The following is a 15,457-nucleotide window of genomic DNA, read 5'->3' as shown; positions in this document are numbered from 1 at the left end:
TTACAGTTTTTGCGTCTAGCCTTCGATTTTGGTCAGGTCGGCGACGCTCAGACAGATATTTCTGATCCGTGACAACAGGTTAAGCCTGTTACGGCGCAGGATTTCACTGTCGGCGTTGACTTGCACATCGGTGAAAAATGCATCAATCGGTGCGCGAAGTGCCGCCATAGCGGTCATTGCCGTGCTGAATTCTTCGGCAGCCATCGCCGGGGCGATCTTTGCATCTGCAGCATCAAGGGCCGCGAAAAGCGCCTTCTCGGCGTCATCTTCGGCGAATTTGACGTCGGCCCCATAGGAATACTCCACCCCATCCTTTTCCTCGGCCTGGGTCAGGATGTTATTGGCGCGCTTGAAGCCTTGCAGCAGGTTTTCGCCATCGTCGGTGGCAAGGGTTTCGGCCAGCGCCTCGGCCCGTTTGACCAGCAGCGTCAGGTCATCATTGCCCGGCATCGCGATGCAGGCGTCGATGATATCGTGGCGGATGCCCTTGTCACGGAGGAATACTTTGAGACGGTCGTGGAAGAAGGAGAGGAGGCTCTCAACGACGGGCTCTTTCTCGAACAAACGAGCGAATTTCGTTTCGTCAAACATATCACGCTTGGTTAACGCATCAAAAGCGTCTGCATCATCGGCGAAGTTTTGCGACAAAATTGAAAGATCAATCCACCAAAACGGATCGGATGCGGCAGGTTCTTTCATTGCAAGCGTATCGGCATGCGGTTGGCGATGACTGCCCGAGGTTGTCTTGAAAGTCAGAGCGAAGCGACTCTTGTAGTGCTCCAATAACTTGTCGTAAGCGTGCTCAATCACCGCTTTCAATTCCGAAGCAAGTCCGTTCTCCAAAACCAACCGAATAACCCCCAGCGCCGCGCGGCGCAGCGCAAACGGGTCCTTGCTCCCGGTCGGTTTCTCATCAATCGCCCAGAACCCTGTCAGCGTGTCGATCTTGTCGGCCAGCGCGACGGCGACCGAGATCGGCGCCGTCGGCACATCATCCGATGGCCCCAGCGGGGAATAGTGTTCTTCGCAGGCCGCAGCGACCTGTGCGTCTAAGCTCGCCTCAGCGGCATAGTAGCGCCCCATCAACCCCTGCAATTCAGGGAATTCATAGACCATTTCCGAAGACAGATCGGCCTTGGCGACGCGCGCTGCCTGCTCCGCTAGATCAGGATCAGCACCCACGCTTGGCGCAATCGCGCGCGCCAGCGCCGCGATGCGTTCAATCCGGTCTTTCTGACTGCCCAGTTTGTTGTGGAAGGTGACATTCGCGAGGCTATCCAGCCACGGCTGCATCCCCGCCTTCGCCACGCGCAGGTCGTTCTCCCAGAAGAATTTCGCATCGGCCAGACGCGCTGACAGCACCTTTTGGTTGCCGGCCAGAATGGTCGCGCCATTGTCAGAGGTTTCCATGTTGGCGACGGTCACGAAACGCTCAATCCGGCCGGTCTTGGGGTTGCGCACGGAAAAGAATTTCTGGTGCTCTTTCATCGAGGTTTGCAGCACCTCGGGCGGCAGGCCCAGAAACGCGTCATCAATCTGGCCCAGCAAGACAACAGGCCACTCGACCAGCCCCGCTACCTCTGCCAGCAGCCCCTTGTCCTCGACGACTTCAAGGCCCAGCGCAAAGGCCTGCGTTGTCGCCTCGTTCCAGATCGCCTCGGCCCGTTCATCGGCACGCAGCACGACATTTTCGCGCTTGAGCTTCGCCTCGTAGTCATCTAAATTCATGACAGAAAATGGATCCGGCGCAAGGAAGCGATGCCCCTGCGTTGTGTTCCCGGATTTAATGCCATCAACGTCAAGTGGCACGACGGCGGCCCCGGCCTCATCCGTCAGAATGCAAAGGATAGAGTGTAGCGGACGCACCCATTTCAGGCTACCCTCACCCCAGCGCATCGACTTGGGCCAAGGGAAATTCCGCACTGCTTTTTCCAGCACTTCAGCGATGATATCCGCAGCCATCCGCCCCGGCTTTTCGATCACGGCAAAGTAAACCTGACCCTTTTTATCATCGCGGACCTCAAGGTCTTCGCGCGCCACACCAGCACCGCGCAGGAAGCCTTCGATGGCCTGATCCGGCGCGCCAACCTTTGGCCCTTTGCGCTCTTCGCGCACAGCCTTACTTTCCGCCGTCAGCCCGTCAATCGACAGTGTCAAACGGCGCGGAGTCGAAAACGCTGCAGCACCTGCATAAGTCAGTCCCGCCTCGACCAGACCATCCGTGACCAGCTTGCGCAGGTCATCCGCGGCACGGGTTTGCATCCGTGCGGGGATTTCCTCGGAGAAGAGTTCAATCAGAAGATCAGGCATTACTGGGTGCTTTCAGGAAGGGGTGGGCAGTCTTCGGGAACGGGGTTGCCGTCAAACACAACCTCGCCGCATGCATTGATCTGGTGCCAGGCATAGCCGCGCCCGTCAGGGTAGATCGCGACGATCCGGTCGATGCCGTATTGCACGTTCTCGATGCCCATGAAGGCAATCGCTTCGGTGCGCAGATCAGCCCCGATTTGCACCGCATCAAAACAGTCAAACCAGCCGGGCGCGACGCGCGGTTCTGCGTTTTCAACGATCACAAAGGTTTCGGTCAGCATCGCTTGGCTCAGCGTCGTTTCAAAGCAGGCGCGATAACGCAGCGGGCTGCTGATCGCGTCGATGCCTTCAAAGTTCTGCACGACGATGGGTTCAGCCTCGCCGGTGCTGACAGAGGTCAGCATCACGGCATCCGCGTCTGCCTGCACTTCGTCATAATAGGCATAGACCTGCTGGTAGTAGAGGACCCCACCAAGGACCGCCGCCGACAGAAGCATTGCCACAATAACCACCCGTGCCATCAGGCCGCCGCCCCGCCCGCTTCGGTTTGCACGAAAGCGTCAGCGCAGGCCTTGGCCAGCGCGCGCACCCGTCCGATATAGGCCTGCCGTTCGGTCACCGAAATGACACCGCGCGCGTCAAGCAGATTAAAGACATGAGACGCCTTGATGCATTGGTCATAGGCGGGATGCGCCATGATGATCATGCGGCCGGTTTTCGGGTCTTGCGCAGGCGCATCGAGAATACGCTGGCATTCGGCCTCAGCATCTACAAAGTGCTGCAAGAGCACCTCGGTGTCCGCGATGTCAAAGTTCCAGCGCGAGTATTCCTGTTCGGTCTGCTTGAAGATATCGCCATAAGTCAGAGGAATCGGCGTTTGGGGGTCGTTGAACGGCATGTCCATGACGTGATCAACGCCTAGGATATAGATCGCAAGACGTTCCAACCCGTATGTCAGTTCACCAGAGACTGGTTTGCAATCATGTCCGCCAACCTGCTGGAAATAGGTGAACTGGCTGACTTCCATGCCATCACACCAGACTTCCCAGCCAAGACCCCAAGCACCCAAAGTTGGGCTTTCCCAGTCATCCTCGACAAAGCGGATGTCATGGGCCGAGGCATCAATCCCGATGGCCTCCAGCGACCCAAGATAGAGATCCTGCATGTCCGGTGGTGATGGTTTCATCAACACCTGATATTGATAGTAGTGCTGCAAACGGTTGGGATTTTCGCCATAACGCCCGTCAGTAGGCCGCCGACAAGGCTGCACATAGGCTGCCGCCCAAGGCTTGCTGCCCAGCGCACGCAGGGTTGTGGCGGGGTGAAACGTACCAGCGCCCACTTCCATGTCATATGGTTGAAGGATCGCACAGCCCTTGCTGGCCCAATATGTCTGAAGCCGCAGGATGATGTCCTGAAAACTGCGTGGTTTATCCGCCATCGTGGAACCCTCGTTTGCTTTGCAGGCTCAATAGGGTGCCGGGCAAGAAGGGTCAATTGGGCAACGGGTGGCGATTTATTGCGGCGCGGGCCCCCATCTAACGCGACTTTGACTTGCACAACGACGCCAGCCCGGCCAACACACGTGCAAATCTGCGATGCGATGTTCGGGGTTCACGATGTTCAAGGCTTTCTTTGCCGGTCTCTTTTTCTGTTTGTCTGCCGTTGCGGCCCAAGCGCAAGATCAATTCTGGGTGCAAATTGAGGCCCGCCAGACACTGAGCGAGGCCACCGAACGCGCCCGCAACTACGCCCGCAGCTTTGATGATGTACAGGGCTACTATCTGGGGCGCGGTTTTTACGGCATCGTACTTGGCCCATACAGCGAAAATCTGGCACGGGCAGAACTGTCGCGGTTGCTGAGCACCCGACAAATTCCATCCGACAGCTATTTGCAGAATGGGCGACAATTTGAACAACAGTTCTGGCCGATTGGTGGCGGGGTCGCGGCGCCTCGCGGCCCGTCGGCAGAAGAGGCATTTGCCCAAGAGATAAGCGCTTTGCCTCAAATACCACTGACCGCCCCGCAAGAAACACTGCGCGAAGCCCGGACGTCAGAGCGCGCGCTGTCACGCGAAGCCCGTGAAGAACTGCAAAAAGCGTTGCGATGGGCAGGGTTCTATAACGCAGCCATTGACGGCTCATTTGGCCGGGGCACCCGCAGTGCCATGGAAAGCTGGCAGGCAGCCAATGCGCAGGACCCAACCGGGGTACTCACCGCCCGCCAGCGTGAATTGCTGCTGCAACAATACAATGCGGTGCTGATTGATGTGGGTATGGAGCTGGCCCGTGATCAGGCGGCGGGCATCCAAATGCAGATCCCCGCAGCTGTCGTGGCATTTTCTGAGTACCAACCGCCCTTTGCAAAGTTTGCGGGGCAAAATGGTTTGCCGCAAGCGCAAGTGCTCTTGATCTCGCAGCGCGGTGATACCGGGCGTCTGATCGGCCTTTACGAGGTGTTGCAGATCCTCGACGTCATTCCGCCAGAGGGGCGACGCAGCTTGCGCGGCGACAGCTTTGAGATTGAGGGCATCGGTGACGGTCTACACACCTACGCAACCGCCAGTTTGCAGGATGGCGAAATCAAAGGCTTTATCCTGGTCTGGCCCGAAGGCGATGATCGTCGGCGCGCCCGTGTTCTGGATGTAATGCAATCAAGTTTTACCCGCCTTGATGGCACGCTGGACCCCAATCTGGTGCCCCCCGGTGAAGATCAGGCCATTGATATGGTTGCGGGCCTTGCTGTCCGGCAACCGCAGTTGTCGCGCTCGGGCTTTTATGTGGCGAACGACGGCGCGCTGATCACCACAACAGAAGCAGTCGAAAGCTGTGAGCGCATCACATTTGATCGCAACACGCGGGCCGAAGTTATCAGCACGGACCTCGATCTTGGCGTCGCACTTTTGCGGCCTCTCGATCCTTTGACGCCGATTGATGTGGCATCGTTCCAATCCGCTATTCCGCGGCTTCAGGATCGGGTCGCCGTTGCTGGCTATCCGTTCAATGGCGTGTTGAACGCGCCGACCCTGACATTTGGTGCGCTTGAGGACATCCGCAGCCTTGATGGCGACGACCGGATCAAACGCCTTTCCGTGGATACAAAGCCCAGCAATGCGGGTGGTCCGGTTTTGGATGAAACCGGTCAGGTCTTGGGGATGCTGCTGCCTCGTATTGACAGTGCACAAACACTACCTGCTGATGTGCAGTTCTCACTCGATGCCGCACAGATCGTCGCCTTCCTAGAGGCACAGGGTATGGCACCAAACCAAGGAGTTGCGGCACAGGCCCTGACATCCGTGGCGCTGTCGCGCAAAGCAGCAAACGTGACTGTGTTAGTCAGTTGCTGGTAAGCGCTATATCGGATTTGACGCGAATGACTGTGGGGCCTTTGGCCTGCAAGGCGGTTTGGATGGCCGATTTGAACGCGTCCAGATCGGTGGGTTCGGCGGCGGCGGCCCCATAAGCCTCGGCCAGTTTCAGGAAATCTGGGTTGCGCTGGATGACCGCATTGGGGGCGATCTGTGCGCGGACCATGCTGTCTTCGATCTCACCCAGCTTGCCATTGTCCCAGATGATGATGGGCAGGGTCAGTTCCAGTTCAACCGCAACGGCGAGTTCCTGCACCGTGTACTGAAAACCGTAGTCGCCAAGGATTGCGATGACAGGTTGATCACCTAAGCCGATCTTGCCGCCAATCGCAGCCGGCAGCGCATAACCAAGGGTGCCAAAGCCGTAAGGGTGGTGCCAATGACCGGGGCGGTCCATCGGATAGACCTCTTTGGCGGAATAGGCGAATTGGGTCATGTCGGAATAGAACATGGTATTGGCGGGGACGGTTTGTTTGAGGGCATCGGCGACTGGCAGGATACCGGGGCGTTCGGCGTCTATTTCGGCGCGCCAGCGGGCGCGGGTGGACGCCACCTCTGCTCCGGTCCAAGTCGTTTGCTTTTCACCGCCCAATTGCATCAAGCTTTCGGTCAAATGCGCGCTGGCATCCGCCAGAATGCGCGTATCTGCTTTGTGGCAGTCCGACAAAACCTCTGGATCAAGGTCGATGCGTACCAACGGTGCATCATTGCCCAGATGATCACGCCACAAATCCACCTCGCTCAGCCGTGTCCCAACTGCGACAACCAGATCGGAAGAAGCGATCACCGCCGCACTGCTTGCTCGCGCCAGCGTCGCGCCAAAATGGAGCGGGCTGTCATCGGGGATGATACCGCGCCCGGCATATGTGGTGAAGGACGCAGCATTCAACCGCAGGAAATGCGACAGCCATCGCTCCACACCATGTGCAGCGCCAGCACCGAAAATGAACAATGGGCGCTTTGCCGCGTTGATGCGGTCGATCAGGGCGATCCGCTGCAATGGGGCCGCCTCTGGGCGGTAAGGCCATTCATCCGCGCGATCCGGTGCCGGGTCTGCATTCGCTTCAAGTTGCGCAATCGGGACCTGTATGTGCTTGGGCGACGGAACACCGGTTTCCATCTGCATCAAGGCCCGATCAATCAACTGATAGCTCGCCTCAGCCGTCCGCGCTGTCACCGACCAATCACACACCGCTGCCGCCGCCCCTTCCTGATCTTTCATCTGGTGCAGCTGCCCGCGCTTGGCCTCGGTCTCATCCAACACCGATGATATCACGAGCATCGGCACCGAATCCGAATAGGCCTGCCCCATCGGCGTCATGATATTGCACAGCCCCGGCCCTGAAATCACATAGGCCACCCCCGGCTTGCCCGTCGCCCGGGCATAGCCGTCGGCCATGAACCCGGCCCCTTGTTCGTGGCGCGCCAGCACATGGGTGATGCCCGCCTCCTCGATCCCGCGGTACATTTCCTGATTGTGCACGCCCGGAATGCCAAAGATCACATCCACCCCGCGGTCTTTCAGCATATGCGAGATTTGTGCGCCAAGGGGGCGGATTGTCATCCTCAGGGTCTCCAGAATTTGATGGATAGGATCGTCAGCACAACCATGATTTCCAAGCGACCAACGAACATGGCAATCGCCAATATCCATTTCGCGGTATCGTTGATGTTTTCATAATTCCCGGCAGGCCCGATTTCGAGGCCGAGGCCCGGGCCGATATTCGCCAAAGCGGCCGCAGCACCCGAAACGGAGGTGATGAAATCCAGACCGGTCAGTCCCAGCAGCACGGCGGTGCCGCCCAGCGACAGAATAAACGCCACCAGAAAGGCGATGACAGAGTTCAGGACATCTTCGCTGATCGGTCGACCATCATAGCGCGGGGTGAAGACGCCATGTGGTGAGTGAATTTGCCGGATCTGGCTTTTGATTGCCGCAAAAACCAGTTGATAGCGGAATACTTTGACGGAACAGGATGTCGAGCCCGCGCACCCACCGATCAGGCCGATCAGAAAGAACATCACGATCGGGAAGGTGCCCCATGTCATGTAGTCAGCACTGGCATAACCTGTGCCTGTCATGATTGACGTGACGTTGAACAAGGCATCACGAAACCCGGCCTCTGTAAACTGCCCACCTCGGCCCCAAAGCCAGGACGTCATCAACAAGACGCAAAGGATTACGATCATCAAAAAGACCTGAATTTGGCCGTCTTTAAACAAAGGCTGTGCTGTCCCCGCGAGCAGTTGGACAAATCGTACGAAGGGCAAAGCCGCAAGGATCATGAAGACCACAGCAACATAATGCACCCCTGCCCCGAAGGTCGCGAAAGACGCGTCATAATTCGACATGCCTCCTGTCGATACGGTCGTCATGGCATGCACGATTGCATCAAAGCCCCCCATGCCGGTCGCGGAATAGGCCACAATACAGGCAATGGTCAGGCCGACATAGATAAAGGAAATGCTGGTCGCGATTTCACCCGCGCGCGGCAGGATTTTACCACTGGTATCAAAGCCTTCGGATCGGAATATCTGCATACCCCCGACCCGCAATTCGGGCAAGAAGACCATCGCGACGACAATGATCCCCACACCACCCAGCCACTGCAGCATACCGCGCCACAGCTTAAGCCCGTCGGGTAGGTCGTGCAGCCCGCCAATGGCCGTGGCCCCTGTGGTTGTCAGCCCCGACATCGCTTCAAAAAACGCGTCTGTGAAATTCGCCTCGGTTGCGCCCACTACAAATGGAATGGCCCCGAAAACAGGGAGCGTCAGCCAAACCAGCGATGTCAAAAGGAACGTCTGGCGCAGCGACAGTCTTTGCGTGACACCATTCGCGCAGGCTAACGCAATCAAACCGCCGGTCAGCACCGTGACGACCGCGCTTTCAAAGAAGACAAACCAATGCCCGTTGCCCGCCAATAAGTCAGCACCCAAAGGCGCCAGCATGGTGATCCCAAGCGACGCCACAAGCAGGCCGATAACATATCCCACAGGGCGTAAATCAAGCATGGTGGCAGCGTTGGCCTGACCATCGCCCGGTGTCAAGAACGACGCGGCAATTGTGGCGCTTGAAACACGCAAGACCCGCGTTAACTCAAACCCATGTTTAACCCAACCTATGCCGCCGCTCTGACCCGCCTGTCAGTCTTTGTGCCCCGCGCAGGGCGCGACTATGCCAGCAAACGTAATTACGATGATCTGGCCCATGTGTCGGCTCTGTCGCCCTATATTCGGCATCGCCTGATCACTGAGGACGACGTGCTCAAGGCGACATTGGCCCGCCACAGCCCACAGGCCGCTGAAAAGTTTATTCAAGAGGTCTATTGGCGCACCTATTGGAAAGGCTGGTTAGAACTGCGCCCAAGCGTCTGGGCGATGTACCGCACGGAATTTCAGGCCAGCTTAAATCGGGTCCAAACGGAAAGCGGGTTGCGACAGGAGTGGGAGGCCGCCTGCAAAGGTGAGACCGGCATTGAGTGTTTCGATCACTGGGCCAAACAACTGACCGATACAGGCTACCTGCACAATCATGCGCGCATGTGGTTTGCCTCGATCTGGATATTCACCTTGCGGCTGCCCTGGACCCTTGGTGCGGATTTCTTCATGCGGCATTTGGCCGATGGCGATCCCGCATCCAATACACTGTCATGGCGCTGGGTCGGTGGCTTGCAGACCATAGGGAAAACCTACCTTGCACGCCCGGATAACATCGCCAAATACACCGAAGGACGGTTTCAACCGACAGGACTTGCCAGCTTTGCTGCTCCGTTGGACGGCGCGCCGCACCCAGCACGCGGTGCCGTGCCGGTTTCTGACATCATCGATCCAACCCGGCGCACTGGTCTTTTGATCACCGAGGAAGACCTGTCGCCAGGGTGGTTGATCAACCAGATCAATCCGGTTGCGACCGCAGTTGTGCAAACCACGGCCCAGCGCAGCCCGTTGGCCGTCAGCACGGGTGTCGCTGGCTTTGTCGCTGGCGCACTGGCCGATTGCACAGCGCGGTTTGTCGACCGGTTAGGCGATGTGGCAAAGGTCACGCCGGACACGATCACCGAATGGGCAAACACCAACGACATTGAACAAATCGTCACATCCTACCTACCGACAGGGCCCACTCAGGACACCTTGAACGGTGTTCCTTTGGTGCAAGTGATCCGCCCTTATGATGCGGCCGCCTGGCCTCATGCCACCCACGGGTTTTTCCGGTTCAAGGAGAAAATTCCGGCGCTGCTGGGGCAGATCAAAGGGTTGAACGTTGCCTGATGTCGACGTGATACAGCGTTTTCAACCGTCACCTACTTGTCAGCACGCGCCATACCCCATATTCTAAACTGAACCGTTCACTTTGGGAGCATGCAACATGGCAACGCAGATCACGATCAACGGAACCGCCCACAATGTGGACCTGCCCGACGATGTGCCCTTGCTTTGGGTGCTGCGCGACGAAGTCGGACTGACCGGCACGAAATTTGGCTGCGGTGTTGCCGCTTGCGGGGCCTGCACAGTGCATATTGATGGTGAAGCGGTCCGGTCTTGTCAGGTCGCCTTGGCGGATGTCTGGGGCGATGTGACGACGATTGAAGGGCTTGGCACCCCGGATAATATGGCGACCATCCAGCAGGCGTGGGTCGATCATCAGGTCGCCCAATGTGGCTACTGCCAATCCGGGCAAATCATGAATGCGGCGGCTTTGCTGGCCGAAACCCCGCAGCCGACCGACCAAGACATTGATGACGCCATGCAGGGCAATCTGTGCCGCTGCGGAACTTACCCGCGCATCCGCGCCGCAATCAAAGACGCCGCGCAGCGTCTGGCAGAGGAGGCATAAGCATGGGACGTGTCAGAACAATCGCCCGGCGGACTTTCCTGATTGGCTCGGCCGCGATCGTCGGTGGTGTTGCCTTTGGCGCATATCAGATCAACAAAGAGGCCCCGAACCCGCTGATTGCAGGCGATGGTGAGGCGACGCTCAATCCCTTCGTTCTGATCAATCAGGACGGTGTGACATTGATCGCGCCGCGCGCTGAAATGGGACAAGGCGTGCATACGACGCTGGCGGCGTTGGTGGCAGAAGAAATGGATGTCGCATGGACCGACATCACCGTGCTGCACGGCCCACCAGCGCAAGCTTATTATAACTCGGTCTTCCTTGGCATGGCCTTGCCCGGTGCGCATTACAAAGACACCCCGTTCAAACATGGAATGCGCGAACAGGTCGGCAAGGTCGGCAAACTGCTTGACCTGCAAGCCACAGGTGGATCGACCTCAATGAAGGATTTCTACGAACGGATGCGCCATGCCGGTGCCTCTGCACGTGAAGCCTTGAAACTTGCCGCAGCAGATCGCTTGGGCGTGGATGTCGCCACACTGACCACGAAGGACAGCAATGTTGTGACACCTGATGGAACGATGATTGCCTATACCGATCTGGCCGAAGCCGTCCGCGACATCACGCCGCCAGATGTCGCGCTGCGCGACAAATCAAGCTGGAAGTACCTTGGCAAATCAATGCCCCGCACCGACATGGTGGCCAAATCAACCGGCACCGCTGATTTCGGGTCAGACAAAAAGCTGGACGGGATGAAATTCGCGACTGTGCGGCTTAGCCCCACGCGCGCGGGTATGGTCAGCTATGACGACAGCTTTGCCAAAGACATGGACGGGGTCGAGGCGATCATCGACATGGGCGATGGTATCGCCGTCGTTGCCAGCAATACATGGCTGGCGCTACAGGCCGCAGAGGCCGTCGAGATTGACTGGGAACCAGCCAGCTATCCTGCCGATACCGACGGGCTGCGCGCCGCTATTGCGGCGTCTCTGGACACCGAGGCCGATAGCCTTGTGCGCGACGATGGCGACGTGAATAGCGGCGTTGAAGGCACTGAAATTACGGCGGAATACTATGTACCGTGGCTAGCCCACACCACGATGGAACCGATGAGTGCGACAGCCCTTTATACCGGTGACGCATTAGAGGTCTGGTCCGGCAACCAAGCGCCCACCATGATCCGCGATGCTTGCGCCAAAGCGGTCGGCTTGGAGCCTGAGCAGGTCACTTTGCACACCACGCTGCTGGGTGGTGGTTTCGGACGCCGGGGCGAATTGGATTTCTCAACGCAAGCGGCACGCATTGCCGCTACAATACCCGGCACGCCAATTCGCATGACCTGGAGCCGCGAAGAAGATATCCGTCGCGACTTTTATCGTCCCGCCGCCATCGCGCAATTCCGCGGCGTGGTGCAGAACGGCACCGCGGCCTTGCTTGACGGCAAGATTGCCGCACCTTCGGTGTTCCACAATTCTTCACTGCGTCAACTCGGGACGGTGCCGCCCGGACCTGACAGGCTGCACGTTGAAGGTGCCGCAGACCAACCCTATGCGATCCCAAACTTTCGCATTGCCGGGCATCTGACGGATATTGACGTGCCACTTGGCTTTTGGCGCTCGGTGGGTGCTTCGATCAACGGTTTCATGCTAGATACCTTTATCGACGAAATGGCACATGCGGCTGGGGCTGATCCACTCCAGTTCAGGTTGGATCTTGCCCGCGCAGAACACGCGCCTTCGGCTGGCGTGATCGAGGCCGTCGGCGACATGTCAGGCTGGACCGGCGCGACACCTGATAACATCGGCCGTGGTATCGGTTTTAACTTCTCTTTCGGCACGCCTGTCGCAGAAGTGGTCGAGGTTGAAGACACTGGCAACGGCATCAAGATCAACAAATGCTGGATTGCCGCCGATCTGGGCACGGTACTGGACCCAAGTATCGCTGAAGCCCAGATGACTTCAGGTGCGATCTACGGCTTCTCTGCTGCGATGCAGGGCGAGATCACATTCTTTGATGGGATGGCCGAACAAAGCAACTTCTACGATTACGACGCGATGCGTATGCATAACGTGCCGGAGTTTGAAGTTCGCCTGTTGGAAACCAATCCATTCATGGGCGGTGCGGGCGAACCTGGCACGCCACCCTCCATGCCCGCATTAGGCAATGCGCTGTTTGATCTGACAGGGACACGGGCGCGGGAGTTACCGCTGATCAAGACCTTTGATCTGATCCTTTAGGTCAGCCAGGTTTTGTAATCACTGACCAAAAGATGCATCGGCGCGGTATCTTCTTCGATATCCGCGAACCGGCCGATCGGCTCGCGGAAGATATTGTCGGTCTCATCATCATTGACGGTCGACACCTCGCCGATCAGAACATCGCCGCCTTCGCCCCAGAACGCGTGCCAGTCGCCGGGCATCAGCGTCACGCTTTCGCCCGGTGCGAATTTCAGCTTCTCGCCGGGGGCAAAACTGCGCCTGATCCCGTCACACATGACGACACCGCCCGCAGCTTCATCGAAGTTGCCGTCAGGGTCAGACCCATAAAGCTCAATGACCATCGTGGCCCCGCCACGGTTAATGATGTCCTCGGCCTTGATCACGTGGGTATGCATTGGTGAAAGCTGATCTTGCTTTGAAATCAATAGCTTCTCAGCATAACACATACCACCACCGCGCCGCAGATCAGCCAGACGACCGTTGCGCAGGGTGAATAGAAACAAGCCCATCTTATCATAACGCCCAGCCCCATAGTCAGTAATGTCCCAGCCACAGCGGGCATCTATCACCGCTTGCGCATCGCTGGCACGCGCCTTGAATTCATCGGGCGTCCAATAGGCCCACGGCGGCAGAGCAAACCCGTATGAACGGATCATTTCATCCGCTTCCGCCATGATATCGTTGATACGTGAGCGTTTCATTGCAGGCCTCGTAATCGTTTACGCGACTGTTTCGCAATCCGTGACGCTTTGCAATGCCGCAGATGTGGACTTGGTCGTCAGGTTCCGGCCAGCCACTCATCAAGCGTCTTCTTCAGGGCGGCCCAATCCGTAAGTTCCTTGTCCTGCCCCGGATCGACCTCTTCATTCTTCTGCGATGCGATCCAGCGCATCGCCCATGATTTGAAAAAGTCATATTCCGAAAAGCGGAAAGCCCCGGCCACATGCATCACGGTGGGTGGCGTCCACCCGGTTTTCTTGGCAAAGCGGCTGACGCATTGATCAAGTCCAACCCAGTCATCAGGGTCGTTGCCTGCGGCAGCCAAGGACACTGACATGAAGGCGGATCGCACCTGCGCCAGCGCTGCGGCTTTGCTCTTGGCCAATTTGACGAGGGGTTTTTGATACATGCCGGCATGGACGGACCCCGCCAGCAGAACCGCATCAAAGCGTGCCAGTTCGGCATCACGGGCATCACTGGCCCCTGCCAGTTCGACAGAGTGCCCCTGCCCGATCAGGTAGTCGGCACAGTATCGGGCGATCTTGCGGGTTTGACCTTCGGTTGACGCGTAGGCGATCAGAATGTTCATTTTCATACTCCTTGCTGTTGTGCGAAGCATACCAGCAAGACAGATCGGGGACTTGATACAAATCAGATCACGCGGGGTTTAGCCCGCTTTGCGCAACGCGCCCGCAGTCCACGCACGGCAAGCCTCGCCAAATGCCTCAAACAAGGGGCGCGATACGGGATCAGCGTCCGCGTTCCATTCGGGATGCCACTGAACGGACAGCGTGAAACCCGGCGCATCCTTGACATAGATCGCCTCGGGCGTGCCGTCGTGCGCGTGGCCGTCGATGACGATCCGCGGTCCCGGCTCTTTGATCCCTTGGCCGTGAAGCGTGTTTGTCATCACTTTGGCACTGCCAAATAGACGATGGAACGGGCCACCTTCGGTCAGGGTCACCTCATGGCGCAGTTCAAACTTTTCTTCCAGGGTACCATCGGGTGGCATGCGATGGTTGTCGCGGCCCGGCAGGTCACGGATTTCAGGGTAAAGCGACCCGCCCATCGCCACGTTCATTTCCTGAAACCCAAGGCAGACACCCATCACCGGCTGACCGCGCGACACGCACGAACGGATCAACGGCAGCGTAAGACGGTCGCGGTTGCGCTCGAACGTGCCGTGGGCTTCGGTTTCTTCCTCGCCGTATTCTTCGGGGTGTACATTGGGGCGACCACCGGGGAAGAAAAAGCCATCACAGGTCGCCATCAATTCATCAACCGTCACCAAATCTGGTGCTGCCGGAATAATGATCGGCACAACCTCTGACACTTCTGCCAAGGCGCGCACGTTCATCGCGCCGGCACCCTGCACAAGGTATTCTTCGTTGATCAAATGTGAGTTCGAGATAATGCCAACAACAGGCCGCGCCATCGGTGTTCCTTTCCGGTTTCACCTTATCTAGCGCTGAATTTTGCCGTTTAAAAGGCGATGTGGCGCGCGCACGCGCCGAAACTGTGCACATGCCGCTATTTCAGGCGGCATGTGCGTGTGTTTGCTAAGCTTCGCCTGTCAAACCAGCAGCTTCAATCCCGGCCATGGCCGCGATGACATCATTGTCAGATGTATCGCCAGTCACGCCGACCGCCCCAATCACGTTGTCGCGCTTGTCACGCACCAACACACCACCCGGCACCGGCACAACCTGCCCGCCATACACGCCGTTGACCGCCGCCATGAAGTAAGCCTGCTGTTCAGCCCGCGCCATCTGCGCAGTCCCAGCCATACCCAGCATGATCGAGCCGTAAGCCTTACCGTGTGCAATACCAAAACGCCCCGGAGCCGCCCCATCGGACCGTTCAAACGCCTTCACATGTCCGCCTGCATCAAGGATCACAACAGACAGCGGTTTGAACCCCATCTCATCGCCCTTGGCAAGCGCCTTGCGGATAATTGCGCGGGCCTTGTTTGCTGAAATCTCAGCCATAGTGAAACTCCTGTT

13 protein-coding genes are annotated in these 15,457 nt (G+C 58.0%); 4 read left to right on the top strand and 9 right to left on the bottom strand.

Annotation, left to right across the window (positions count from 1 at the left end; translation table 11 throughout):
* Window positions 1-15 precede the first annotated feature (15 nt).
* Genes glyS through MWU60_RS00445 form a run of 3 tightly spaced genes read right to left on the bottom strand, consistent with a single transcriptional unit; the run spans window position 16 to window position 3,751 of the window.
* Window positions 16-2,310 carry a glycine--tRNA ligase subunit beta gene (gene glyS / locus MWU60_RS00455; RefSeq protein WP_247225076.1) on the bottom strand — a complete coding sequence of 765 codons (2,295 nt, stop codon included), beginning with the start codon at window positions 2,308-2,310 and terminating at the stop codon, window positions 16-18.
* Window positions 2,310-2,831: a DUF6446 family protein gene (locus MWU60_RS00450; protein WP_247225075.1), complete on the bottom strand. Its 522-nt coding sequence runs from the start codon at window positions 2,829-2,831 to the stop codon at window positions 2,310-2,312. The genes glyS and MWU60_RS00450 overlap by 1 nt, the downstream gene beginning before the upstream one ends.
* Window positions 2,831-3,751 (bottom strand): glycine--tRNA ligase subunit alpha, encoded by a 921-nt coding sequence (locus MWU60_RS00445; protein WP_247225074.1) that lies wholly within the window; start codon window positions 3,749-3,751, stop codon window positions 2,831-2,833. Before MWU60_RS00445 ends, MWU60_RS00450 begins: the two co-directional genes overlap by 1 nt.
* A gap of 178 nt (window positions 3,752-3,929) precedes the next feature.
* On the opposite strand from MWU60_RS00445, the gene MWU60_RS00440 reads away from it, so the two are divergent.
* A complete protein-coding gene (locus tag MWU60_RS00440; protein WP_247225073.1) occupies window positions 3,930-5,660 on the top strand; it encodes a serine protease in 1,731 nt (576 codons plus the stop codon).
* On the opposite strand, the gene MWU60_RS00435 is transcribed toward MWU60_RS00440, so the two are convergent.
* Window positions 5,647-7,242 carry a 5-guanidino-2-oxopentanoate decarboxylase gene (locus MWU60_RS00435; RefSeq protein WP_281493171.1) on the bottom strand — a complete coding sequence of 532 codons (1,596 nt, stop codon included), beginning with the start codon at window positions 7,240-7,242 and terminating at the stop codon, window positions 5,647-5,649. The two genes, MWU60_RS00440 and MWU60_RS00435, sit on opposite strands and share 14 nt — an antisense overlap.
* A gap of 2 nt (window positions 7,243-7,244) precedes the next feature.
* Window positions 7,245-8,693, bottom strand: coding sequence for a TrkH family potassium uptake protein (locus MWU60_RS00430; RefSeq protein WP_247226128.1), 1,449 nt, complete (start codon window positions 8,691-8,693; stop codon window positions 7,245-7,247).
* 93 nt (window positions 8,694-8,786) lie between these two features.
* On the opposite strand from MWU60_RS00430, the gene MWU60_RS00425 reads away from it, so the two are divergent.
* The 3 genes from MWU60_RS00425 to MWU60_RS00415 all read left to right on the top strand — a co-directional run bounded on the left by MWU60_RS00425 (window position 8,787) and on the right by MWU60_RS00415 (window position 12,752).
* Window positions 8,787-9,950, top strand: coding sequence for an FAD-binding domain-containing protein (locus MWU60_RS00425; RefSeq protein WP_247225072.1), 1,164 nt, complete (start codon window positions 8,787-8,789; stop codon window positions 9,948-9,950).
* Window positions 9,951-10,047: 97 nt separating this feature from the next.
* On the top strand, window positions 10,048-10,515 hold the full coding sequence (locus tag MWU60_RS00420; protein WP_247225071.1) for a (2Fe-2S)-binding protein: 468 nt from the start codon (window positions 10,048-10,050) through the stop codon (window positions 10,513-10,515).
* 2 nt (window positions 10,516-10,517) lie between these two features.
* The gene (locus MWU60_RS00415) at window positions 10,518-12,752 is read left to right on the top strand and encodes a molybdopterin cofactor-binding domain-containing protein (protein ID WP_247225070.1); all 2,235 of its coding nucleotides are present in this window, start codon (window positions 10,518-10,520) and stop codon (window positions 12,750-12,752) included.
* On the opposite strand, the gene MWU60_RS00410 is transcribed toward MWU60_RS00415, so the two are convergent.
* From MWU60_RS00410 to MWU60_RS00395, 4 genes are all read right to left on the bottom strand, one after another.
* A complete protein-coding gene (locus tag MWU60_RS00410; protein WP_247225069.1) occupies window positions 12,749-13,435 on the bottom strand; it encodes a D-lyxose/D-mannose family sugar isomerase in 687 nt (228 codons plus the stop codon). The two genes, MWU60_RS00415 and MWU60_RS00410, sit on opposite strands and share 4 nt — an antisense overlap.
* Window positions 13,436-13,512: 77 nt before the next feature.
* Window positions 13,513-14,043 (bottom strand): flavodoxin domain-containing protein, encoded by a 531-nt coding sequence (locus tag MWU60_RS00405; protein WP_247225068.1) that lies wholly within the window; start codon window positions 14,041-14,043, stop codon window positions 13,513-13,515.
* Between the two features lie 78 nt (window positions 14,044-14,121).
* Window positions 14,122-14,889, bottom strand: coding sequence for a gamma-glutamyl-gamma-aminobutyrate hydrolase family protein (locus tag MWU60_RS00400; RefSeq protein WP_247225067.1), 768 nt, complete (start codon window positions 14,887-14,889; stop codon window positions 14,122-14,124).
* 124 nt (window positions 14,890-15,013) lie between these two features.
* A complete protein-coding gene (locus MWU60_RS00395; protein WP_247225066.1) occupies window positions 15,014-15,442 on the bottom strand; it encodes a heme-binding protein in 429 nt (142 codons plus the stop codon).
* Window positions 15,443-15,457 lie beyond the last annotated feature (15 nt).

Origin of the sequence: Yoonia sp. F2084L, from assembly GCF_023015625.1 — a bacterium.
Taxonomy (GTDB): domain Bacteria; phylum Pseudomonadota; class Alphaproteobacteria; order Rhodobacterales; family Rhodobacteraceae; genus Yoonia.
Note: the sequence above shows the minus strand (reverse complement) of the source record. Positions and strands in the feature narration are given on the sequence as shown.